20 protein-coding genes, 3 tRNA genes and 2 pseudogenes are annotated in these 22,297 nt (G+C 41.4%); 2 read left to right on the top strand and 23 right to left on the bottom strand.

All coding sequences use genetic code 11. From position 1 onward, the window contains the following. Positions 1-26: 26 nt before the first annotated feature. From radC to gyrA, 4 genes are all read right to left on the bottom strand, one after another. The gene (radC, locus tag HMPREF2685_RS05835; RefSeq protein WP_003011667.1) at positions 27-710 is read right to left on the bottom strand and encodes a RadC family protein; all 684 of its coding nucleotides are present in this window, start codon (positions 708-710) and stop codon (positions 27-29) included. A gap of 54 nt (positions 711-764) precedes the next feature. Continuing rightward, entirely contained in the window at positions 765-1,043 is a 279-nt protein-coding gene (locus HMPREF2685_RS05830) for a porphobilinogen deaminase (RefSeq protein WP_070465872.1), read from the bottom strand. 170 nt (positions 1,044-1,213) lie between these two features. Continuing rightward, positions 1,214-1,957 (bottom strand): class A sortase, encoded by a 744-nt coding sequence (locus HMPREF2685_RS05825; RefSeq protein ID WP_070465869.1) that lies wholly within the window; start codon positions 1,955-1,957, stop codon positions 1,214-1,216. A 13-nt stretch (positions 1,958-1,970) separates the two neighbouring features. After that, positions 1,971-4,427 carry a DNA gyrase subunit A gene (gene gyrA / locus HMPREF2685_RS05820; RefSeq protein WP_070465866.1) on the bottom strand — a complete coding sequence of 819 codons (2,457 nt, stop codon included), beginning with the start codon at positions 4,425-4,427 and terminating at the stop codon, positions 1,971-1,973. A 198-nt stretch (positions 4,428-4,625) separates the two neighbouring features. Between gyrA and HMPREF2685_RS05815 the strand changes: the two genes are divergently transcribed. Further along, positions 4,626-5,612, top strand: a complete 987-nt coding sequence (locus HMPREF2685_RS05815; RefSeq protein WP_070465864.1) for an L-lactate dehydrogenase — start codon at positions 4,626-4,628, stop codon at positions 5,610-5,612. 88 nt (positions 5,613-5,700) lie between these two features. On the opposite strand, the gene HMPREF2685_RS05810 is transcribed toward HMPREF2685_RS05815, so the two are convergent. From HMPREF2685_RS05810 to parE, 13 genes and pseudogenes are all read right to left on the bottom strand, one after another. Further along, positions 5,701-5,772 (bottom strand) — tRNA-Arg (locus tag HMPREF2685_RS05810). 76 nt (positions 5,773-5,848) lie between these two features. Next, entirely contained in the window at positions 5,849-7,048 is a 1,200-nt protein-coding gene (rpsA, locus tag HMPREF2685_RS05805) for a 30S ribosomal protein S1 (RefSeq protein ID WP_003011990.1), read from the bottom strand. A 168-nt stretch (positions 7,049-7,216) separates the two neighbouring features. Beyond that, a tRNA-Gln gene (locus HMPREF2685_RS05800) sits at positions 7,217-7,288 on the bottom strand. Between the two features lie 9 nt (positions 7,289-7,297). Beyond that, positions 7,298-7,378, bottom strand: a tRNA-Tyr gene (locus HMPREF2685_RS05795). Between the two features lie 52 nt (positions 7,379-7,430). Continuing rightward, a complete protein-coding gene (locus tag HMPREF2685_RS05790; RefSeq protein ID WP_003003589.1) occupies positions 7,431-7,661 on the bottom strand; it encodes a DUF2969 domain-containing protein in 231 nt (76 codons plus the stop codon). A gap of 236 nt (positions 7,662-7,897) precedes the next feature. Continuing rightward, positions 7,898-8,920 carry a branched-chain amino acid aminotransferase gene (locus HMPREF2685_RS05785; RefSeq protein WP_070465861.1) on the bottom strand — a complete coding sequence of 341 codons (1,023 nt, stop codon included), beginning with the start codon at positions 8,918-8,920 and terminating at the stop codon, positions 7,898-7,900. Positions 8,921-9,095: 175 nt separating this feature from the next. Beyond that, positions 9,096-11,549 (bottom strand): DNA topoisomerase IV subunit A, encoded by a 2,454-nt coding sequence (gene parC, locus HMPREF2685_RS05780; protein ID WP_070466683.1) that lies wholly within the window; start codon positions 11,547-11,549, stop codon positions 9,096-9,098. A gap of 174 nt (positions 11,550-11,723) precedes the next feature. Continuing rightward, complete coding sequence (locus HMPREF2685_RS05775) at positions 11,724-12,542, bottom strand: aminoglycoside 6-adenylyltransferase (RefSeq protein ID WP_070465857.1); 819 nt, start codon at positions 12,540-12,542, stop codon at positions 11,724-11,726. A gap of 144 nt (positions 12,543-12,686) precedes the next feature. After that, on the bottom strand, positions 12,687-13,061 hold the full coding sequence (locus tag HMPREF2685_RS05770; protein WP_070465854.1) for a GNAT family N-acetyltransferase: 375 nt from the start codon (positions 13,059-13,061) through the stop codon (positions 12,687-12,689). Between the two features lie 26 nt (positions 13,062-13,087). Beyond that, positions 13,088-13,534, bottom strand: a pseudogene (locus HMPREF2685_RS05765) (DUF6261 family protein); the annotation flags it as partial. Continuing rightward, positions 13,528-14,087 (bottom strand): annotated as a pseudogene (locus tag HMPREF2685_RS05760) (aminoglycoside 6-adenylyltransferase); the annotation flags it as partial. The pseudogenes HMPREF2685_RS05765 and HMPREF2685_RS05760, both read right to left, overlap by 7 nt. Positions 14,088-14,428: 341 nt before the next feature. Then, positions 14,429-15,352: a hypothetical protein gene (locus HMPREF2685_RS05755; protein WP_070465849.1), complete on the bottom strand. Its 924-nt coding sequence runs from the start codon at positions 15,350-15,352 to the stop codon at positions 14,429-14,431. Between the two features lie 2 nt (positions 15,353-15,354). Beyond that, on the bottom strand, positions 15,355-17,304 hold the full coding sequence (gene parE, locus HMPREF2685_RS05750) for a DNA topoisomerase IV subunit B (RefSeq protein ID WP_070465846.1): 1,950 nt from the start codon (positions 17,302-17,304) through the stop codon (positions 15,355-15,357). Positions 17,305-17,491: 187 nt separating this feature from the next. Here parE and plsY point away from each other — a divergent pair, with 187 nt between their 5' ends. After that, positions 17,492-18,136: a glycerol-3-phosphate 1-O-acyltransferase PlsY gene (plsY, locus tag HMPREF2685_RS05745; protein ID WP_070465844.1), complete on the top strand. Its 645-nt coding sequence runs from the start codon at positions 17,492-17,494 to the stop codon at positions 18,134-18,136. A 57-nt stretch (positions 18,137-18,193) separates the two neighbouring features. Here the strand turns inward: plsY and HMPREF2685_RS05740 are convergent, their stop codons facing one another. The 6 genes from HMPREF2685_RS05740 to HMPREF2685_RS05715 form a co-directional block, all read right to left on the bottom strand. Further along, positions 18,194-18,604: a hypothetical protein gene (locus tag HMPREF2685_RS05740; protein ID WP_070465842.1), complete on the bottom strand. Its 411-nt coding sequence runs from the start codon at positions 18,602-18,604 to the stop codon at positions 18,194-18,196. A 56-nt stretch (positions 18,605-18,660) separates the two neighbouring features. Beyond that, positions 18,661-19,026: a hypothetical protein gene (locus HMPREF2685_RS05735; RefSeq protein WP_049474893.1), complete on the bottom strand. Its 366-nt coding sequence runs from the start codon at positions 19,024-19,026 to the stop codon at positions 18,661-18,663. Between the two features lie 99 nt (positions 19,027-19,125). Continuing rightward, positions 19,126-19,911, bottom strand: coding sequence for an L-threonylcarbamoyladenylate synthase (locus HMPREF2685_RS05730; protein ID WP_049474892.1), 786 nt, complete (start codon positions 19,909-19,911; stop codon positions 19,126-19,128). A 98-nt stretch (positions 19,912-20,009) separates the two neighbouring features. Further along, a complete protein-coding gene (leuD, locus tag HMPREF2685_RS05725; protein ID WP_070465841.1) occupies positions 20,010-20,600 on the bottom strand; it encodes a 3-isopropylmalate dehydratase small subunit in 591 nt (196 codons plus the stop codon). A gap of 11 nt (positions 20,601-20,611) precedes the next feature. Continuing rightward, complete coding sequence (leuC, locus tag HMPREF2685_RS05720) at positions 20,612-21,994, bottom strand: 3-isopropylmalate dehydratase large subunit (RefSeq protein WP_070465839.1); 1,383 nt, start codon at positions 21,992-21,994, stop codon at positions 20,612-20,614. A 24-nt stretch (positions 21,995-22,018) separates the two neighbouring features. Beyond that, a complete protein-coding gene (locus tag HMPREF2685_RS05715; protein ID WP_070465836.1) occupies positions 22,019-22,297 on the bottom strand; it encodes a DUF1294 domain-containing protein in 279 nt (92 codons plus the stop codon).

Here is a 22,297-nt window from a genome sequence, read left to right as displayed (position 1 = left end):
TACCGATTTCTGTCCCACTCTCTTTTTTATACCAAATAATCAGTTTCTTCTCGGTAACTATAATAGTTTTCTTCAGATACAATCAAGTGATCCAATAGGGTTAAGCCCATCACTTCACAGGCCTCTAAGACTCGATGCGTTACTTCATCATCATTTTTACTTGGAAATACGGCACCAGATGGATGATTGTGAGCCAAAATGATGGAGGTTGCCATGTGTTTTAGTGCATAATGCAGGATTTCACGTGGCTCCGCAATACTTCGATTCACGGTTCCAATAAATATGGTCTGTTGATGAATAATTTCATTTTGCGTATTTAAATAGAGGGCAACCAGGTGTTCCTGTTTCTTATGGCCGATTTCCTGTTGAATTTTATGGGCCAATTTCTGACTGCTCATGATCTGTTCAGAACTCATTAATTCATCTTTATGAATCCTTCGTCCAAACTCAATCACAGCCTGAAGTTCGATGGCCTTCACCCGGCCAATGCCAGAGATTTCCTGTAGCTCCTCTAGGGTTAATTGACTTAACTCCTTTAAACTATTAACCGAACTCAAAAGACCTTGTGCAATCTCATAAACGCTTTTTTGCTTATTGCCTGTCCGTAAGAGAATGGATAACAATTCTTGATGACTCAGCTTATCCACCCCTTCAGAAACCAAACGTTCTCTAGGAAGCAAAGATGGTTCAATAAATGATATGTCGTACATAATTTCCTCCTCACTTATTAATTCGTAATAAATGGAGAAAACGACGATCTTTCATTATTTACTGGCAATTTCTTGTTTCAAATCATCTAACACTAAGACTTCATCTTTATTAAAGCGGATCTGGTAACCTGTTTGAACTTGCTCAAGCTCCTTTAAAAACTGTTGAATTTCACAGCGGATCAAGTACTCCTGACTCTGAGGAATGGCCTCTAAAGCTTGGTAGACCTGCTCTACTTCGTAGATTCCTTTCGTAATTAAACCATTTCGTGGAAAATCATTTACTAAGAGATTGTAGAAATGATGCAAGAGATGATAAATTCGCTCTTTCGTCACTATTCTACCTCCTTATCATACTCTTTCTCCTCTTATTATATACTGATTTTCCCTTAATATTATGACAAGTTCCTTACATTATATTACCAATCTCTTACAATTTTACAAGAATTTCTCCCAGCCTCCTACATAGAAAAGGCCCAGACATCTCTGCCTCGGGCTTTATTTTCTTAAAGTTGCATTTGATTATAAGACTTGCTGAATGAATCCAGGATGTCTTTTGGAGCCTTGTCATAGTCAATAGAGGTTTCCAAATTCCCTTTTACAATCGTACGGTAAGTCGCTGCAGCATCCTCACAAGTCACCAAGGTGATCTCATTAACGCCTTCACGATCTTGAATAACATCTACACGGTCTGGAGTCACGGTCTCAACAGATGAGATGACATAAGTATAGATTTTTTCTTTGTCCGTGATGTAGATCTTCATACCCGCCTTGGCTTTCTCTAATGGTGAGAATAACATGGCATTGGCTCCAGTTAGGCCAAATACGTGGTGACTAGCAAGAGAATAATTGCCTTGCCCCATGACTTGGTTTTCCTTCATGGTCCCTGCTCCGTAGTAAAGGGCTACATTTTCAAGTCCCTTAAAGATCGGAAGGTTCATGTTTAATTCAGGAATCGAAATTCCCCCAATTACTGGTAGCTTTTGAGCTTGCCATTGGGCATTGATGACGGCTTCCGTCGAGAGTGACTGGACATGTTGGAAATCAAAGCTCGTCTTCACTTCTTTATTCTTTTCAATGGTTTTTTTATCGACCTTGCTAACCTGGTATTGGTTGGTATGCCAAACCATAATCATATTTCGGATCGGAGCATTGAAAATCAAGAGAAGCGAGAGAATAATCAAAAGTGTTGCAACGATGTTGATAAGAGTATTGCGTAAACTCTTTTTCTTTTTTCTTTTGCGTGACATGCTGTCCCCTTATCTATTCGTTTTCTTCCACTACTTCTTCATCTTTTTCATCGGGCTGGACTGTTGTAAAGGTCACAATTTTCGCATCCTGATCCAGTCTCATGACTTTCACACCCTGAGTTGAACGACCCGTTTGAGAAATGTTAGCCACACCTATCCGGATCATAACTCCGGTATCGGTAATGATCATCAGATCTTCATCCCCTTTAACGGTTAAAAGACCAGCTAAAGGACCATTTTTCTCTGTAATATTGGCTGTTTTGATACCTTTACCACCACGGCCTTTGGTTGGGTATTCGCTAGCCATTGTACGCTTACCATACCCTTTTTCAGTGATGATCAATACTTCATCTTGATCCGTAACGACACTAGCCCCAACAACCTTGTCTCCTTCGCGGAGATTCACACCACGTACACCTGTGGCAGAACGTCCCATATTGCGGACTACAGCCTCATTAAAGCGGACAGAATAACCATACTTGGTACCGATAATGACGTCAGCATTGCCATCTGTAAGGAAGACATTGATCAATTCATCCTCATCACGCAGATTCAGAGCTTTGAGACCGTTCTGACGAATATTTGAAAATTCAGCTACATTGGTCCGCTTAACTAAACCTTGTCGCGTCGTAAAGAAGAGATAAGCTTCGTCACTGCGGTCTTGCTCCACATTGATAATGGTTTGAATCGATTCACCTTCGTCCAATTTTAAGAGATTGACGATTGGTAATCCTTTAGCTGTCCGGCCATATTCTGGAATCTCATAACCTTTCAGACGATAGACACGTCCCTTATTGGTAAAGAAGAGCAAGTGATCATGGGTGCTCGTAGAGACCAATTCACGGACAAAGTCATCATCTTTGACACCAGTTCCTTGAACCCCACGTCCACCACGTTTTTGAGCCGTAAATTCCGCTTGGTCCAAACGTTTGATGTAGCCTTTGTTAGAAAGGGTGATCAAGACATCTGTTTCTTCAATCAAGTCCTCATCTTCAAGAGAAAGGACTTCTCCGATCATCAACTCAGTTCGGCGAGCATCGCCAAACTTGCGTTTGACTTCTTCCAGTTCTTCCTTGATGATGGTCGCCACACGTTCTGGTTTCGCCAAAATATCAGCCAAATCAGCAATCAAGGCAACCAAATCATCGTATTCACTTTGGATCTTGTCTCGTTCCAAACCGGTCAAACGACGAAGACGCATGTCCAAAATAGCTTGGCTTTGACGTTCAGAAAGCTTGAATTTAGCCATCAATTCAGCTTGTGCTTCAGCGTCTGTCTGGCTATTGCGGATAATCCGGATCACTTCATCGATGTGATCCAAGGCAATGAGCAAACCTTCTAAAATATGGGCACGTGCTTCCGCTTTTTCTTTATCAAAGATAGTCCGGCGAGTCACCACTTCTTTCTGGTGCTCAATATAAGCACCTAAAATTTGGCGAAGAGAAAGAATCTTTGGAACACCATTTTGGATCGCCAACATATTGAATCCAAAATTGGTTTGCATTTGTGTCATTTTAAAGAGATTGTTCAAAATAACGTTAGCCGAAGCATCTCGGCGGACCTCAATCACAAAACGAACCCCCTCACGGTTTGATTCATCACGTACAGCTGTAATCCCTTCGATCCGTTTTTCTTGCACCAAGCGAACGATGTGCTCGTGCACCTTGGTTTTATTGACCATATAAGGGAACTCAGTGACAACAATCCAATCACGGCCACTCTTGGTTACTTCAATCTCTGTACGAGAACGAAGAACGATTGATCCTTTTCCGGTTTCATAGGCTTTGTGGATACCTGATTTCCCCATGACCAAAGCACCTGTCGGAAAATCTGGACCAGGAAGAACTTCCATGAGTTCACGGGTCGTTACCTCAGGATTATCCATCATCAGCTTCACTGCATCAATGGTTTCTCCCAGATTGTGTGGAGGAATATTGGTTGCCATCCCAACGGCAATCCCTGTAGCACCATTGACAAGAAGATTAGGAAAACGTGCAGGTAAGACCAAAGGTTCACGCTCGCTGGCATCATAGTTATCAGCGAAATCAACTGTATTTTTGTTGATATCCCGCAGCATTTCAAGAGCAATCTTACTCATACGAGCTTCGGTATACCGTTGTGCAGCGGCGCCATCACCGTCCATAGAACCAAAGTTACCATGGCCATCCACTAACATGTAACGGTAACTCCACCATTGCGCCATCCGAACCATGGCTTCATAAATCGAGGAGTCCCCGTGTGGGTGGTATTTACCCATAACATCCCCTGTGATACGGGCTGACTTCTTATGTGGTTTATCTGGCGTAACACCCAATTCATTCATTCCATACAAAATACGACGGTGAACAGGTTTCAAACCATCACGAACATCAGGAAGGGCACGAGCTACGATAACACTCATCGCATAATCGATAAAACTCGTCTTCATTTCTGATGTTAAATTCACATCAATTAGATTATTATCCTGCATTCAAAAAATGCCTCTCTTTACTTAATTCACCATACTATTATAACACATTTTAGCCTATTTTTCTTCTTAGGAACACAAACGTAAAAACGTTTACATCAAGGATTCATACTGTTTCAGATGACAAAGACTTTCAAAAGTGGTAGAATGAAGTCGTATGAGAATCTATCTCAAAAAAAAATGAAGGAGACGTTTAGACTCATGGATTTGACTAAACAACACAAAAAAGTTATCCTTGTCGGTGACGGTGCCGTAGGTTCATCTTATGCATTTGCACTTGTCAACCAAGGAATTGCACAAGAGCTTGGAATTATCGAAATTCCTCAATTGCACGAAAAAGCTGTCGGAGATGCGCTTGACCTTAGCCACGCCCTTGCCTTCACTTCACCTAAGAAGATCTATGCGGCTGAGTACGCTGACTGTGCGGATGCTGACCTTGTTGTAATTACTGCAGGTGCTCCTCAAAAACCAGGTGAAACTCGCCTTGATCTTGTTGGTAAAAACCTTGCCATTAACAAATCAATCGTAACACAAGTTGTGAAATCAGGATTTAACGGTATCTTCCTTGTAGCTGCTAACCCAGTTGACGTTTTGACATACTCTACATGGAAATTCTCAGGATTCCCTAAAGAACGCGTTATCGGTTCTGGTACTTCTCTTGACTCAGCTCGTTTCCGTCAAGCACTTGCTGAAAAATTGGACGTTGATGCTCGTTCAGTGCACGCCTACATCATGGGTGAACATGGAGACTCAGAATTCGCTGTATGGTCACACGCTAACATCGCTGGTGTAAACCTTGAAGAATTCCTTAAAGATACTCAAAACGTTCAAGAAACTGAATTGATCGAATTGTTCGAAGGTGTTCGTGATGCTGCTTACACCATCATCAACAAAAAAGGTGCTACATACTACGGTATCGCTGTTGCTCTTGCTCGTATCACTAAAGCAATCCTTGACGATGAAAATGCAGTACTTCCACTGTCTGTATTCCAAGAAGGTCAATATGGTGTTAGCAACGTCTTTATCGGTCAACCTGCCATCGTAGGTGCACACGGTATTGTACGTCCAGTGAACATCCCATTGAACGATGCGGAACAACAAAAAATGAAAGCTTCTGCTGATGAATTGCAAGCAATCATTGATGAAGCATGGAAAAATCCTGAATTCCAAGAAGCATCAATCAACTAATTCAATTAAAAAGACTCTCATACTTTGAGAGTCTTTTTTGAGCTTTGAAACGAACAAAAAAGGCTGAGAGTTCTCAACCTTTTTTCTTTCCACCCTGAGGGAATCGAACCCCCATCTCAAGAACCGGAATCTTACGTGATATCCATTACACTAAGGGTGGCAACTGTTATAGTATATCAAATTCTCGAGAATTTTACAAGTAAAAAAAGCTTACCGAGAGGTAAGCTTTTTGAATATTACAATTCGATATCGCCAAACAAGTCAGCCATTGAGAATCCAGTTTGAGTTTCTGGAAGATCAAAGTCGCGTTTTTCTTGTTTTGGACGACGTGGGCGAGATTGACGTTTTTCTTGTTTTTCGCCTTCTTCTTGAGCTGGACGTTCTTCAAGAGCTTTGATAGAAAGTGATACACGTTCATCTGCTGCATTTACTTCAAGAACTTTAACAGTTACTTCTTGTCCAACTTTAAGAACATCTTTTGGATTTTCAACACGTTTGTGTGAAATTTGTGAGATGTGTACAAGTCCGTCGATACCTGGCAATACTTCAACGAATGCACCGAAGTCAGTCAAACGTTTAACAGTTCCTTCGATAACATCACCAGCAGCCAATTTTTGTTCAACGCCATCCCAAGGTCCAGGGGTTGTAGCTTTCAATGAAAGTGATACACGACCTTCTTCTTCGTTCAAGTCAAGAACTTTCACTTGGATTTCTTCACCAACAGTTACAACTGATTTAGGTGATACGTTGCGTTCGTGTGACAATTCTGTCAAGTGAACCAATCCATCAACACCACCAAGGTCGATGAAAGCACCGAAGCTTGTGATACGTGCAACTTTACCAGTTACGACATCACCAACGTTCAATTTACCAAATACTTCTGCGCGTGCTGCAGCTGATTCAGCTTCAACAACTTCACGACGTGAAAGGATAAAGCGGTTTTCTTTTGGATCTACTTCTTTGATTTTAGCATCAAATTCTTGACCTACGAAACGTTCAGTGTTACGTACAAAACGAGTATCAAGCATTGAAGCTGGAATAAATCCACGAAGTCCTTCAAATTCTACTGAAAGTCCGCCTTTAACAGCGCGAGTTCCTTTAACAGTAACAACTTCTTCTTCACGTCCAACCAATTTGTCCCATGCTTTGCGAGCTTCCAAACGTTTTTTAGATACAAGGTAAGTTACTGTATCAGTATCTTTACCAACTACTTGACGAAGAACAAGCAATTCAAGTGTTTCACCTGGTTTTACCAAGTCGTTGATGTCAGCATCACGATCGTTTGTCAATTCGCGAAGAGTCAAGACACCTTCGACACCAGTTCCAGAGATTGCAACGTTAGCTTGGTTCGCGTCAACTGTCAATACTTCAGCAGTAACAACGTCACCTGGTTCAACTTGGCTAACACTGTTTAGCAAATCTTCAAATTCATTCATCTAAAAAATCCTCCAACAATCAAGTTTTCTAAAACTTGACATACTTATAATTATTTTTCCTAAGCAAGCACTCGCAATGAGATCAACTACAATCTTTAACGACTCATCCTATAAAGAAATAAAATACCTGGATAGATATTTTATCACTTATCTGATATTACCTAAGAACTGGGGTAGCTGGATTCGAACCAACGCATGAGGGAGTCAAAGTCCCTTGCCTTACCGCTTGGCTATACCCCATGGATGAAATGGAGAGAGAGGGATTCGAACCCCCGAACCCGAAGGAGCGGATTTACAGTCCGCCGCGTTTAGCCTCTTCGCTATCTCTCCATATAAATCAACAGGATCTATTATACCATTGATTTACTATGATTGCAAGCCCTTATTTATTCAAATTATAATTTTCTATTAAAATTTCAACGGCTTTTTCAAGTTTTTTGTAAAGAGAATCCACATTTCCATTTTTGATAATGGCAAATTGACCAGCCATGTCTGCAATTTCACCAATCGTTTTCTTTCCAATGGACAAAGTGAAACCATCAAAAGTGTCTTTTCCGACAGTTACTTTACTATCAACGATTTGAATCTCAATTTTCTTATCTTTTTTACTCATTTCAACCCTCTTTTCACTTTTTCTATTTTACAAAAATTCTCTTGATGACGCAAGAGAAAAGGGAGTGGGTCAGAAAGAATTTAGTTAGAAATTCCTTCTTTATCCCACCCCCGCAAGAGTCATTTGTCACTCTTCTATTCCTAAAAGCGAATGAAGAGAAACATTAGCTACTGCGTCTTTTCGTTAAGACTTGTTCTCATTGAAGCCTGGACACTTTTGTCTCATATGCTTTCGGTTTAATCGACTTTGACAATCCATCCTTCTGGCGCTTCAACATCACCAAATTGGATACCGGTCAACTCGTCATAGAGCTTCCGTGTGATAGGACCTACTTCTGTTTCAGAATAGAAGACATGGAAGTCATCACCGTGTTGAACGCCTCCGATCGGAGAGATGACAGCTGCGGTACCACAAGCTCCTGCCTCTACAAAGCGATCCAAATCATTGATAAAGACATCCCCTTCAATTGGTGTCATACCAAGACGGTGTTCTGCCAAGTAAAGCAAAGAGTACTTGGTGATCGATGGCAAAATAGAAGGACTCAATGGCGTTACAAATTCGTTATTAGCAGTGATACCAAAGAAGTTTGCAGAACCAACTTCTTCAATCTTGGTGTGCGTCGCTGGATCAAGATAAATCACGTCAGAGAAGTTACGATCATGCGCAATCTTACCTGGCAACATACTCGCTGCGTAGTTCCCACCAACTTTTGCAGCCCCTGTACCATGTGGTGCAGCACGGTCATACTCATCTTGAATCAAGAAGTTCGTTGGAACCAAACCACCTTTAAAGTAGTTACCGACAGGCATGGCAAAGATGGTAAAGATATACTCATCTGCTGGATGCACACCAATAATATCACCAACCCCAATCAAAAGTGGACGAAGATAAAGTGTTGCACCAGTACCATATGGTGGAACGTACTCTTCATTGGCTTTTACCACTGCCTTACAAGCATCTACAAACATATCTGTTGGAACTTGAGGCATCAACAAACGATCTGCTGTACGTTGCAAACGTTTGGCATTTTGATCTGGACGGAACAATTGGACGCTTCCATCTTTTGTACGGTAGGCTTTCAACCCTTCAAAGGCTTGCTGACCGTAATGCAAACTTGGAGAGGATTCGGACAAATGCAAGGTCGCATCTTCTGTCAATTCCCCTTTTTCCCAAGCTCCATTGCGATAATGTGCCAAATAGCGATAAGGTAAATTCATATATGAAAAGCCAAGGTTTTCCCAATCAAGTGATACTGTCATGATAGTGCTCCTTTTAATTCTTTCTATTCCTAGTCGATCTGATGCAGGTCGATTCAGTTTCTCAATCTATGTACACTATTGTACACCAATTCATGAGAATTTCAAGCGAAATTTTCAATTTTCAGAAAATTTATTTTCAAAGAAAGTCAGTCCTAGAATGGACCGACGCTTTCTTTTATTTGATAGTAGCTGAAAAAACTTCTTGATCCGAAATGGTATCGTTGACAAAGGATCCATTGCTTGTTCTTTCAGAAATGCTTAATTGTGTCAAATCAACTTCTGTCACCTGACCTGTTGTAGAAGTGATCTGAAGGATTTGATTTTGTTCTGCCACTTCTTCTTGGCTCGTAAAGAGATCAAAATCTCCCTGGTCAGTGAAGACTGGACCTGCCTTGAAGACACGGTGTGGTTTATTTTTCAACTCACGCAAGACCTGTAGTCCCCGTTTAGCCCGACTGGTCACAGGAATATCGTCTTGTAACATCCGTTTGAGACTGCCTCGTTGAGTCAGAATGTACATGCTTGGAGTTGTCGACTTAAAGGCGGCAGCAACTTGATCTCCGTCTTTCAGGTTAATGGCTTTGACCCCTGCTGCTTTGGCTCCTACGACAGGGACCTCCTCAATATTGAAGCGCAACCCATACCCATTTTTAGTAATAATCATGATGTCTTCAAGGACAACTGGCGCAACTGCTACGATACGGTCGTCTTGATCTTTTAGCTTAGCATACTTAGTCGATTTAGAACGATAAGTCCGCCATGGGCTCAATTCCTTGCGTTCAAAGCGCTTGATTTGTCCTTGTTGAGTTGCTGCAAAGTAAGTCACTCCTTCAAACTGATCCACAATCTCCGCAAAGAGAATTTCTTCCTCTTGCTCGAAATTGGTTAAAGTTTGACTGAGGTGCTCTCCGATATCCTTCCACTTGGTATCTGTTAATTCGTGAATTGGTCGATAAATGGCATTCCCCAAGTTGGTAAAGAGTAAGAGATGCTGAGTGGTCTTAGCAGGCTCTACGAAAATCAACTCGTCATCGTCTCGCTTACCGACTTCTTCCAGTGTTGATGCATTGAAAGAACGAGGCGAGGTCCGTTTGATATATCCAGCACGGGTTACGCTGACGAAGGTTTCCTCTTCAACAATGAGACTAGCTGTATCAATCTCGATCGTTTTAGCAGTGTCTTGCAATTCACTGCGACGCGGATTTCCAAAGAGCTTCTTGACTTCACGCAATTCCTTCTTCATGAGGTTGAACATGGTCCGTTCATCCCCAATGATGGCTGCCAAGGTCGCGATTTGCTCCTTGAGACTGGCATGCTCTTCTTCCAAGGTGACGATATCGGTATTGGTCAAGCGGTACAATTGCAAGGTAACAATAGCTTCTGCTTGTTCTTCCGTGAAATCGTAGCTGACCTTGAGGTTTTCTTTAGCATCTGCCTTATTATCAGAAGCACGGATCAAGGCGATGACTTCATCGAGGATGGAAATGACGCGGATCAAGCCTTCTACGATGTGGAGACGTCGTTCTGCCTTTTCCTTATCAAAGCGCGAGCGAGCGACAATGATATCCCGACGGTGTGCAATGTAGCTAGAGAAAATCGGTATAATCCCCACTTGACGAGGGGTATAATTGTCAATCGCCACCATATTGAAGTTGTAGTTGACCTGCAAGTCTGTGTACTTGAACAAGTAGTTCAAGATCAAGTCTGCATTGGCATCTTTTTTGAGCTCAATGGCAATGCGAAGCCCATCTCGGTCAGACTCATCTCGAACCTCAGCGATACCGGCAACCTTGTTGTTGACACGAACATCATCGATCTTCTTGACCAAAACAGCCTTGTTGATCTCATAAGGAATTTCGGTAACCACGATTTGCTGCTTACCACCTTTGAGTTGCTCGATTTCTGTCTTAGAGCGGACAACCACCCGTCCCTTACCTGTTTCATAGGCTTTCTTGATCTCGTCTCGCCCTTGGATAATGGCACCCGTTGGGAAATCAGGTCCAGGTAGAAACTCCATGAGCTTGTCTACCTTGGCAGATGGATGGTCGATCATGTAGACCACGGCATCGATGACTTCTGCAAGGTTGTGTGGCGGAATATCAGTCGCGTAACCAGCTGAAATCCCTGTAGCTCCATTGACCAAGAGGTTTGGAAAGGCTGCAGGCAAAACAGTTGGCTCTTTTTCTGTATCGTCAAAGTTCCAGGCAAATGGTACTGTGTTCTTTTCGATATCTTGCAGGAGATATCCTGCAATTTCAGATAAACGCGCCTCGGTATAACGCATGGCTGCTGGTGGATCACCGTCCATGGAACCATTGTTTCCGTGCATTTCAACTAAAATCTCACGGTTCTTCCAGTCCTGAGACATGCGGACCATGGCATCGTAGATGGAACTGTCCCCGTGAGGGTGGAAATTCCCCATGATATTTCCGACAGACTTGGCAGACTTACGGTAGCCCTTGTCATGGGTATTGCCGTCCTTATTCATAGAATAAAGAATCCGCCGTTGAACAGGTTTCAAGCCATCCCGAATATCAGGAAGAGCCCGTTCTTGAATAATGTATTTGGAGTAGCGACCAAAGCGCTCCCCCATGATGTCCTCCAAGGACATATTCTGGATATTACTCATATAAGATACAAAGCCCGTAAAATACAAAGTGAAAATTAGAAATTTATCTTTTTCACACAGCACTCAGGGCGTGTTCAACTCCTTTCAAAGAATGTTGAGTAGTCTTTTGTAGAAAAAGGAATTCAGTCACACCAAGTAACCAAACGTTCCTTTCTGATGTTTAAAATAGATTCATTAATGATTAGAAAGTTTCTCTTTAGCATAAGAAATCATTTTCTCTGCAACTTCCATATCGTAAGTAAATCCCATCTTTTGAGCCAGAATTTGAGCTTCTCGATTGAATAGCCCCATGGTAGCAAATAAAGAATGAGTGATTTTATCGAAACTAGATAAATCAAGCAAAGCTGAGAACTCCTTCTCTTGCTCAGCTGGTAGATAGTGGAAGAGGTACTTGTAGTTCTTTCCGATGTCAACTACTCCCCTATAGCTTGTCACCTGCCAAGCTAAGACCTTGAGCAATTCTTGCTGGCAAATGCCATAGAGGTGATCAGTCGCATAGATCAGCTGATTTCTTCGAATGGCCTTTACGACATAAGCCGATACCCACCAAAATTCATTGCAGGTGGCTACAAATTCCTCTTCAGTAGGCGGAGCGGTCCAGTAGCGCTTCAGATTAAGCTGATAGGCTTCAAACAAGCCTTTGTCGTCCTTTATAACTTCAAAATTTGCTTCACTGTCCACCCACTCTTGAATGTACTCTTTGGGGCAGAGGGTCAAATCGATGCGATTGCCATCTTCAAAGAGCATGAGATAAAGATGACGGTGTCCTAGAGCAACTTCTTGCTCAATGATGCGTTTACTAAACTGGTCCAGCCAAGATAAATTAGAAAGCAAATATTTTAGATTATCGACTATATAGACTACATCATAATCTTGGAACTCGTCCTTGGGAGCCTTTGGGTTTGTCCGCGAGCCGGACATGGCGACTGCATCGACCTGTAGAACTTTTGCGGTTTGCAAAATCACATCAAACATCTCAGTTTCAGTTCTCATGGGAATACCTGCTTTTTAGTGGAAACTCTTGATTCTGTATAGGACATGTCTATAAAGCGGACTGTCTGCTGGAACTTTTTCAATGCTAGTTCAAGCGAATCTGTCAAAACCAGTTTGTTGTCAAGCGTCATTGGCTGTCTCCTTTCATTCAGATTTTCTAAATCCTGTACCAACAGGCTTAAAACTTATTGCCCGATAAAATCCATCTGCTTCAGATATTAATTCAATCCGTGTCAAAGGATATTTTTTGTGGATCTCCTCAATCAGCTGCTGTCCCAGTCCTTTTCTGCGGTGGGATTTATCAATAATTATTTCAGCTAAAAAGGTCGTCAGCACTTCATCCGTCAGATAACGGGCAAAGCCAAGGATTTTCTGGTTCTCTTCAAGCACCAAGTAATGAGACAGATTTGTTGAAAATAGAGATGTCACTTTTTCCTCTGTAAAAGAAATCCATTTTTCACTTTGATAAAGGCTATAAATAGCTTGACAATCTTTTCTGATTGCAGGTCTGATAATCATCTTCTATTCCTCCAAATCTGTCAGACTTAATTAACACTCCCCACTGCTTCCGTTACCTTCATATCAGGTTTGCGTTTTTTATAGCGACTACGGATAGCGTTGAGATGGTCACGGAGATCGGAATACTGCTTTTTATCTGGATAAGCATAAGCGTTGATTGCAGTAAAATCCACAAGGAAGTCATAGATTTCTTGCAGTTTCGCTCGGACTTCCTTGTTTTGACTAGGTTCCTTGCCCTTTTGCTCAGTCAAGCGCTCCTTATAGGCTTTCTCAAACTGAGCCTGCGCCTTTGTCAAAGTTTCTACATGAGTTGTCAAATGCAGGGTTGCAAGCGCAGTTTGGTAGTCAGTATCTTTTAGCTCCTTGAGCAAATGGTTAACAGCTTCTGTCTCTTTCTCGTAGCTCATACTCGTTAGCCCAGCATAATTTTTGAAAAATTCGCTGAGTTTGTCGTAAGCTTCCTTGCTACCTGCCAAGCCAAGACTTTTAACAACTCTTGCTGACAAATACCGTAGAGATGGTCCGTTGCATAAATGATTTGCTTGCGACAAATTCCTTTGACAACGTAGGCTGACACCCACCGAAATTCATTGCAGGATGCTATAAATTCCTCTTCGGAGGGCGGAGCAGTCCAATAGCGCTTAGGATTAGGCGGATACGCTTCAAACAAGCCATTGTCGTCTTTTATAACTTCAAAATTTGTTTCGCTGTCCACCCACTCTAGGATATACTCCTTGGGGAGAGGGTTAAATCAATACGATTCCCATCTTCAAAGAGCATGAGGTAAAGACGACGGTGTTCAAGGACATTGTGCTGTTCAATCAGCCGTATTCCAAACTGGTCTAGCCAAGATAAATCAGATATCAAGTCCTCCAGATTCTCAACAATATAGACCACATCATAATCTTGAAACTAATCTTTGGGCGTCCAAGGATGAGTTCGTGATCCGGATAAAGCAATTGCTTCTACTTCAAGAGTATCAGCTATTTGCAAAATCAGATTCATCAGTTCATTTTCAGTTCTCATTTTGATACAATCAATTGTATTAATTTTAGTTTTATAAAATAAAGAACTGTATATTGAGTGTTATATAATGTAACATCTTATTATATATTTCTTTGAAACTATTTCAGTTCTTTCAACTTTTCGCGAAAATTTATTGGGAACTTAGGAAAAAATATACTTCCAACAATGCTGTACGTTGAAAAAATATAAATAAAATAGAGATGTGTCTTAAAAAGTTAATTAAATAATTATTGAGTCATTAAGCCCATTTACTCGATAATATACAGACTATAAATCCAAAACTTGTTTATACATGATCTGTTAGTATTAGTATTTGGATTAATTAATATCTTTATTACTTCCTAGCATTCTTCATTTTGCTTGATTATCCGTAATAATTTTTCAGTACTTAGTAGTTTATCTTTATATTCTTCACCACCGTGATAGTAGCAATCTTTTAAATTAGTATAATTAGGAGTAGCTGAAAGTAATTCTCTTTGGAATAATTTATCAGCTTTTTTATAATTTTTAGAAAGACGATAAGAAATATACATCGAGGTAAATACAGTGTGAATTACTAGTGTCAAAAGAATGAATCCGATTGGCCTTACTTTTTCAATATCAACTCCAATGATGAAAGTAGGAATTGATAGAATTATTAGTAATACTTCATTTTCAGATTTAATATCTTCTAAATCGAAAGTGTTTTGCTTTTTAAAAAATAAATATGAAGATAAACAAGAAATAAAAAATAGTAAGATAGCAAGTAACCAAAAATTCCATATTTTATTATCAAATAATTTATTCAAATCAAATTCTTGAAAAAGATTCTGAAATAAGTTATTTGTAGAAAGGAAGGGGACAAAAACTAAACTACAACAAATTAAAGAAATAAGTATAAAACTAATTACAATACGTAATTGATTATACCAACGCCAAGGAATCATTCCAAAAAAAATATAGGCATTAAAAATTAAAAAAATTATTAACAAAAGTGATAATGTAAATAAGATTACACTAAGAATATGATTTACATTATCAATTCTATTTAGTCCAATCGGAATAGTTAAAAATAATATCAGAGCAACAAAAAAATTTCCCGCTGCACAATACAAATATAAAGGTACTTTATAACGTAAACCATCTTTCAGAAATTCATTATTATCAAGTATTCTAAGAGAACTTTTATTTGTATAGGAAAGATACGATTCCCTCTGACTATCATTTAAAATTAATTTAATAACAAAATCTTTAACATTATCTATTGAATTACTAAATCTTTCCATAATCAAAACACCCCATTTTCTTCCAGCGTAAACTTAACATTGTCTTCAATCCATTGACGACGTGGTGCCGCCTTATCCCCCATGAGGACGGAGACGCGGCGTTCTGCACGAGCTAGATCATCAATGGTGACACGGATCAAGGTGCGGGTTTCTGGGTTCATGGTGGTTTCCCAAAGCTGATCCGCATTCATCTCCCCCAACCCTTTGTACCGTTGGAGGGTTGCCCCACGACCAAAGGTCCGACGTAGGTCTTCCAATTCACTGTCTGTCCAGGCATAAGCCACTTCTTCTTTCTTCCCTTTGCCTTTAGACATCTTGTAAAGAGGAGGCATGGCGATATAGACACGTCCTGCTTCGACCAAGGGACGCATATAGCGATAGAAGAAAGTTAGGAGCAAGGTCTGAATGTGGGCACCATCGGTATCCGCATCGGTCATGATAATAATCTTATCGTAGTTGGCATCTTCCACTGAGAAATCTGCCCCAACTCCTGCACCAATGGTGTAGATCATGGTGTTGATTTCCTCGTTCTTGAGGATATCACTCATATTGGCCTTTTCAGTATTGAGAACTTTCCCACGAAGAGGGAGAATCGCTTGGAACTTACGGTCCCGTCCTTGTTTGGCAGAACCGCCAGCAGAGTCTCCTTCGACTAGATAGAGTTCATTTTTCTTAGGATTTTTAGACTGGGCTGGTGTCAATTTACCAGATAAAAGTCCTTTGTCCTTTTTGCTCTTCTTGCCATTTCGGCTTTCATCCCGCGCTTTTCGAGCTGCTTCACGCGCATCCCGGGCCTTAATAGCCTTGCGAATGAGATTAGAAGCCAACTCTCCATTTTCCATGAGGAAGAAGGTCAATTTATCAGAAACAATGCTATCAACGACTGGACGAGCCAAGGGACTTCCTAATTTGTCTTTGGTTTGTCCTTCAAACTGCAAATGAGCTTCTGGAACCAAGATCGAAAGAACAGCCGACAAACCTTCGCGGTAGTCTGATCCTTCCAGATTTTTGTCTTTTTCCTTGAGAAGTCCTGTCTTTCTTGCATAGTCATTCATGGCCTTGGTAATGGCTGTCTTCAGACCTGTCTCGTGGGTTCCCCCATCTTTGGTGCGGACATTATTTACGAAGGACAAGATATTATCTGAATAACCATCATTGTATTGCATGGCTACTTCTACCTGAAAACCATCTGATTCGCCACTAAAGTAGAGAACAGGTGTCAAAGTTTCCTTATCTTCGTTCAAGTACTCTACAAAATCTTGGACACCATTTTCATAATGAAAGGCCACATGGTTATCTTCTTCCTTACGAAGGTCGGTCAGCGTCAGCGTCACGTCCTTAAGCAAGAAGGCTGATTCTTTGATCCGCTCAGCAATGGTATTAAATTTGAAATCCGTCGTTGAAAAAATGGTTGGATCCGGCATGAAGGTGACCTTGGTCCCTGTCTTAGATTTGGGAGCCGATCCTATCTTCTCAAGAGTAGTGACAGGCTTCCCGCCATCTTCAAAGCGTTGCTTGTAGACAGCTCCATCACGGGTAATTTCTACCTCCAGCCAACTAGAAAGGGCATTGACGACAGAAGATCCCACTCCGTGAAGACCTCCAGATGTCTTATAGCCTCCTTGACCAAACTTCCCTCCGGCGTGGAGGACCGTAAAAATCACTTCAACGGTTGGTTTGCCCATAGCATGCATCCCAGTCGGCATTCCACGTCCCTGGTCTTCTACCGATAGAGAACCATCTTTATTAATCGTGACATCGATTTGTGAGCCAAAGCCAGACAAGGCTTCATCGACCGCATTGTCAACGATCTCCCAGACCATGTGATGCAAGCCGTTTCCATCGGTCGATCCGATATACATTCCTGGACGTTTACGGACTGCATCCAACCCTTCTAGTACCTGAATGGCATCGTCATTATAATTATTAATATTGATTTCCTTTTTTGCCACAAGGAACCTCCTGTTTGTTCATCTTTTCTATATTACAGTTTTTTAGGAAATTTTGCAAAATTTTTTCTCTTTATATGGAGATTTCTATATCTCAGTATAAAATGCTGGCTGAGCATTTTCTTCAGATGTCACACTTGAACTCAAAAAATTGCTTTTTCTATTGATGGCTTTTTGTTATAATGAAAGTATGATAAAAGAAATAAGTGTTTTAATTTTAGCCTATCTATTAGGCTCCATTCCTTCGGGATTATGGATTGGGAAAATCTTTTTCAATATTAATTTACGGGAACATGGCTCGGGCAATACAGGAACGACCAATACCTTTCGGATTTTAGGGAAGAAAGCTGGGATCATCGTCTTTGCGATTGATTTCTTAAAAGGGACTTTAGCCGTTCTCCTTCCGACTTTCTTCGGAATTCAAGGGATCTCACCGATGGTCTTTGGTCTCTTAGCTGTTTTAGGCCACACTTTTCCAATTTTTGCTGGATTCAAGGGGGGAAAAGCAGTGGCGACAAGTGCTGGTGTCTTACTTGGCTTCTCGCCTATCCTACTACTAATTTTAGCTGTGTATTTTGTAGCCAGCCTGTATTTAACCAGTATGATCTCGTTTTCGAGTGTTACCGTTGCGCTACTCGCCATTCTATCTGTCCTCCTTCTCCCCTTGACTGGATGGATCTTGCACGGTTATGATCCGCTTTTTACAGTCATTGTCTTGGCCTTAGCGACCTTGATCATTCTTCGTCACAAAGACAATATCCAACGAATCAAAGAGAAAAAAGAAAATCTCATCCCTTGGGGAAAGAACATCACCCACCAACAACCAAAAAACTAGAGCCTGCGCTCTAGTTTTTTTGATTGGATTCTCCTTATACTTTTGAACAGATCCTCATTATAAAGCATCGACTAAGTCCATCAATATTTCCATAGGAGTTTTTCTCCTACGACCATTAACAGTTTCGATCATGTGATAAACTTTTAAACGATTGTCATTGCTAAAAACAAACTCAAAGCGAAATTGGCGTCCATTGGGTGCCACTGTATCAAATTTTGTTTTATATTTATCATGAACAGGGCTAACTGGAAATTTATTGAAGAGCAAGCGTCGTTTCTCTCCTGCTTCTTTCAGACAATTTTCTAGTTCCTGACAATAGTTGTAAAACAGCTGATAGAGGTCTACTTCTGAAATTCTTCTTCTCCGAACCAATGATTTAAAATCCGAAAAATTTCTGCGCGGGATTTCAATGCTAAATGAAAATCCCTCCCGATTGATTCTTTCTAAAAATGCATCTCTTGAAATCATAGAACCACTCTTTCTTTTATCAATCTGTAGTGAACCCTTATTGTTTCTATAAATCGTCAATCCATTATGTAATCAAGCAAATCCATCAAGGTTAGTTTCTTCCGACCATTGACTGTCTCAAATAGATTAAAAACTCTTAGTTGTTGATTCTTTTTGAATACAAACTCAAAGCGAAACTCCCGACCATTGCATGCAGCTACATAAAATCCAGTCTGATACTTCCTCTTATCCGCTACTACTTTCATTTGCCGGTGTTCTACCTCTCTACAAAGTAAAAGAAAAATCTGATAGAGTTGCTCCTCAGAGAGCCTTTTTCTCCAAACCAATGACTTGAAGTTATTGTACCGCCACCATGGGATTTGGATGTTGAAGGAAAAACCTTCCTGATTGGCTTTGTCGATAAATGCTTTTCTGGAGACCATACTAACTCCTCTTCTAATGGAACATCGTTTGACTCTATTATACCATCTTTTAACCTTTCACAAAAACAGCATCCCAAATGGAATGCTTTTTTCTGTTTCTTAATAGTATTCCCCTTGGCGGTAGTTCCAAGAGTTGAAATGATCAGATAAGTGCATCATGATCTTATCGATATCCAATCCTTTACGGATCACAACTGGACAAGTATTGACAGAACGGCTACCTGCTCCTTGTTCTGGAATCAGTTTTCCTTCGGCATCAACCATAGAGACCATCACACCTTGTTCATAGCGAGTTTCAATGGTCTTGTCTGGTTGGATAGAAGCTACATAATCATCTGCTTCGATGATCAAGTCCACGGCACCTTCGATACGTTCACCGATTCCTTCGACCTTCCCGCGGTTTCCTTTACCGGAAGGGTTGGCTGAAGAAGCGTAAACCATCTTACCTTCTTTTTCCCACATTTCTTTGGCAATTTGCTCACCAGCTTTACCAAATTTGATGACAAAGCATGAAGTTCCACGAACGTCTGTCATGAGTTCTTCACGTCCATCTCCGAAGGCTTGCAATTTTGCATAGGCATCTTCACGCCAAGGAAGGATACAACCAAGCAAGATATCTTCATCCCAATGTTTTTGGTAGAAGGCTTCGATTTCAGGATTCAATTGCGCAAGGGCACGAAGTTCGTCCATGCTTCCGCAAAGAACCACACCTGGTTTGTTGCGGTTGCGTTCTTTGGCTTCGAATTTACGTTCCAAGCCAGCCTTGTCACTGGTCATGATGATATAGCCAACTTTGGTAGGGCAGACGATACAGCCACCCTCTCCATTTAGAATATCAAATCCTTCTTGTGAAAGTTGTCCGTCCCATTGAATGTGTTTTGTCATAAGTCTCTTTCCTTTTCTATTCTTTTTAGTATTGTATCAAAAAACAGTCTCAAATTCAATATATTTTCAGAAAATTCGTAATTCAGTATACAATTTTATCATTGCCAGTAAGCTGGCCTGTTCTTCTCATAAGCTGCGATCAAGTCTTCATACTGAAGTGTAATCCCGATATCATCCAACCCGTTGAGCAATTTGTGCTTCCAATCTTGATCGATCTCAAAGCGAAACTCTCCTACAGGCGAGATGATCTTCTGCTCTTCCAAATCCACCGTCACTGGATCTGTCGGCTTCAAACTTGCCAATTGTTGACAAACCTCAAGTGGTTGGACAATCGGCAGCATGCCATTATTAAGCTCATTATTGTAATGGATATCTCCAAAAGATCCAGCGATAACGACTTTAAAGCCATAATCAGCTAAAGCCCAGGCTGCGTGCTCCCGAGAGGAACCGGCCCCAAAATTGTCACCAGTGATCAAAATGGTCGCCTTGCGGTATTCTGGCTTGTTAAAGATAAAATCTGGATCCTCAGTATATTGGTCATCCAAATAGCGCCAAGCATACATGAGGTATTTCCCAAAACCTTTTTTATCAATCAGCTTTAAGAATTGCTTGGGGAGGATTTGGTCAGTATCAATATTATCGTTCATCAAGGGAACCGTAGTTCCCGTATAACTGGTAAATTTCTCCATGCTTCCTCCTTTTACTCGACTTCCGGCATTTGGCGCACGTCGACAAAGCGACCAGCTATTGCTGCTGCAGCGGCCATTGCTGGGCTACAGAGATGGGTCTTGGCTCCAAATCCTTGACGATCTTCAAAGTTCCGGTTGCTAGTAGAAGCACAGTGGACCCCATCTGGAACCTTGTCTGGGTTCATTCCTAGACACATGGAGCATCCTGGATCACGCCATTCAAAGCCCGCATCCATGAAGATCTTGTCTAAGCCTAATTTTTCGGCAGCTTGCTTAACCGGACGAGAGCCAGGTACCACAATAGCAGTTAAGTTTGGCGCAATTTTTTTGCCTTTCACAAACTTGGCTGCCAACTCCAAATCGCTGAGACGCGCATTGGTACAAGAACCGATAAAGATATAGTCTAATTCAATGTCTGCTGGTTTTTGACCAGGTTCTAGATCCATATAATGATAAGCCCGTTCATCATTCATGTCGCGAATCTCTGGAAAAGGAGTCTCGAAGTCCACTCCCATAGAAGGGTTGGTTCCCCAAGTCACCATCGGAGCAAGATCAGATACATCCATACGGATGACCTTATCATAAACGGCGTCGTCATCACTAACCAGAGTCTTCCAATCAGCTACTGCGGCCTCAAAATCATCTGGCACACATTCGCGTCCCCGGAGGTAGTCAAAGGTCGTCTCATCTGGATTCATGATCCCCATTTTGGACCCGAACTCGATCGACATATTGCAGATGGTCATGCGTTCTTCCATGGTCAAGCGATCAATTGCTTCTCCCCGATACTCTACGACATAGCCAACTCCACAAGCAACACCGTAGCGCGCTATCAAAGCTAGGATGTAATCCTTTGAATAGATCCCTTTTTGTGGGGTTCCGGTGAATTCAACCAACATTTTCTTGGGTTTGACTTGCCAGATGGTTTGGGTAGCAAAGACATGCTCCACTTCACTGGTTCCAATCCCAAAGGCAATGGCACCAAAGGCTCCGTGGGTTGCGGTATGGCTGTCTCCACAGACAATAAATTTCCCAGGCTGGGTCCGACCGGTTTCAGGGCCCACCATATGAACGATTCCTTGCTTAGCAGAACCATGGGCAGCATGATCAATCCCAAAGTCCACCACATTCTCAGCTAATTTATCAATCTGGGCTTTTGAAATCACATCTCGAATATCAAAAATATTGACCGTTGGAACATTGTGATCAAAGGTTCCAAAGGTTAAATCGGGTCGTCGAACCTTGCGTCCTGCGTCCCGTAATCCTTGAAAGGCTTGCGGACTCGTCACTTCGTGGATGTAGTGTTGGTCCACATACATGAGTTGGGGTTGCCCTTCCACTCCTGTAATAACATGGCGGTCCCAAAGTTTATCAAAGATTGATTTTCCACTCATCGTCTTTCTCCTTTTATCTTCTTGTTAGGAAATCCATTGAAGGATTAGAAAGAGGGCACCTGCTAAAAGTAGGCTACTGCCCCACCAGCTAGCTTGAAAATACCATTTCCGCACCTTGTGGTGAAAGAGATATCCGCCTAGTAGAGCTCCGAATCCACCAAGCACCCAGCTCTCGAGTAACAGGACCTTTTCAGGAATCCGCCACCTGTTTTGGATAGCTTTTCGTTTATCTAAGCCATAGGTCAGAAATACGATACTATTCCAAATTGCGATTAGCACTAAACAGCGATCTCTCCAAGTCAT

This window comes from Streptococcus sp. HMSC074F05 (assembly GCF_001808725.1).
In the GTDB taxonomy this organism is placed as follows: domain Bacteria; phylum Bacillota; class Bacilli; order Lactobacillales; family Streptococcaceae; genus Streptococcus; species Streptococcus parasanguinis_I.
The sequence above is the reverse complement of the archived record's forward strand: the minus strand, read 5'-3'. Positions and strand labels throughout refer to the sequence as shown.

Excerpts from the sequence above, each read along its gene's own strand:
- radC (WP_003011667.1), bottom strand. The coding sequence starts at position 710 with ATGTACGACATATCATTTATTGAACCATCTTTGCTTCCTAGAGAACGT.
- HMPREF2685_RS05825 (WP_070465869.1), bottom strand. The coding sequence starts at position 1,957 with ATGTCACGCAAAAGAAAAAAGAAAAAGAGTTTACGCAATACTCTTATC.
- gyrA (WP_070465866.1), bottom strand. The coding sequence starts at position 4,427 with ATGCAGGATAATAATCTAATTGATGTGAATTTAACATCAGAAATGAAG.
- HMPREF2685_RS05815 (WP_070465864.1), top strand. The coding sequence starts at position 4,626 with ATGGATTTGACTAAACAACACAAAAAAGTTATCCTTGTCGGTGACGGT.
- rpsA (WP_003011990.1), bottom strand. The coding sequence starts at position 7,048 with ATGAATGAATTTGAAGATTTGCTAAACAGTGTTAGCCAAGTTGAACCA.
- HMPREF2685_RS05790 (WP_003003589.1), bottom strand. The coding sequence starts at position 7,661 with ATGAGTAAAAAAGATAAGAAAATTGAGATTCAAATCGTTGATAGTAAA.
- HMPREF2685_RS05785 (WP_070465861.1), bottom strand. The coding sequence starts at position 8,920 with ATGACAGTATCACTTGATTGGGAAAACCTTGGCTTTTCATATATGAAT.
- parC (WP_070466683.1), bottom strand. The coding sequence starts at position 11,549 with ATGAGTAATATCCAGAATATGTCCTTGGAGGACATCATGGGGGAGCGC.
- HMPREF2685_RS05775 (WP_070465857.1), bottom strand. The coding sequence starts at position 12,542 with ATGAGAACTGAAACTGAGATGTTTGATGTGATTTTGCAAACCGCAAAA.
- HMPREF2685_RS05770 (WP_070465854.1), bottom strand. The coding sequence starts at position 13,061 with ATGATTATCAGACCTGCAATCAGAAAAGATTGTCAAGCTATTTATAGC.
- HMPREF2685_RS05755 (WP_070465849.1), bottom strand. The coding sequence starts at position 15,352 with ATGGAAAGATTTAGTAATTCAATAGATAATGTTAAAGATTTTGTTATT.
- plsY (WP_070465844.1), top strand. The coding sequence starts at position 17,492 with ATGATAAAAGAAATAAGTGTTTTAATTTTAGCCTATCTATTAGGCTCC.
- HMPREF2685_RS05740 (WP_070465842.1), bottom strand. The coding sequence starts at position 18,604 with ATGATTTCAAGAGATGCATTTTTAGAAAGAATCAATCGGGAGGGATTT.
- HMPREF2685_RS05735 (WP_049474893.1), bottom strand. The coding sequence starts at position 19,026 with ATGGTCTCCAGAAAAGCATTTATCGACAAAGCCAATCAGGAAGGTTTT.
- HMPREF2685_RS05730 (WP_049474892.1), bottom strand. The coding sequence starts at position 19,911 with ATGACAAAACACATTCAATGGGACGGACAACTTTCACAAGAAGGATTT.
- leuD (WP_070465841.1), bottom strand. The coding sequence starts at position 20,600 with ATGGAGAAATTTACCAGTTATACGGGAACTACGGTTCCCTTGATGAAC.
- leuC (WP_070465839.1), bottom strand. The coding sequence starts at position 21,994 with ATGAGTGGAAAATCAATCTTTGATAAACTTTGGGACCGCCATGTTATT.
- HMPREF2685_RS05715 (WP_070465836.1), bottom strand. The coding sequence starts at position 22,297 with ATGACTTGGAGAGATCGCTGTTTAGTGCTAATCGCAATTTGGAATAGT.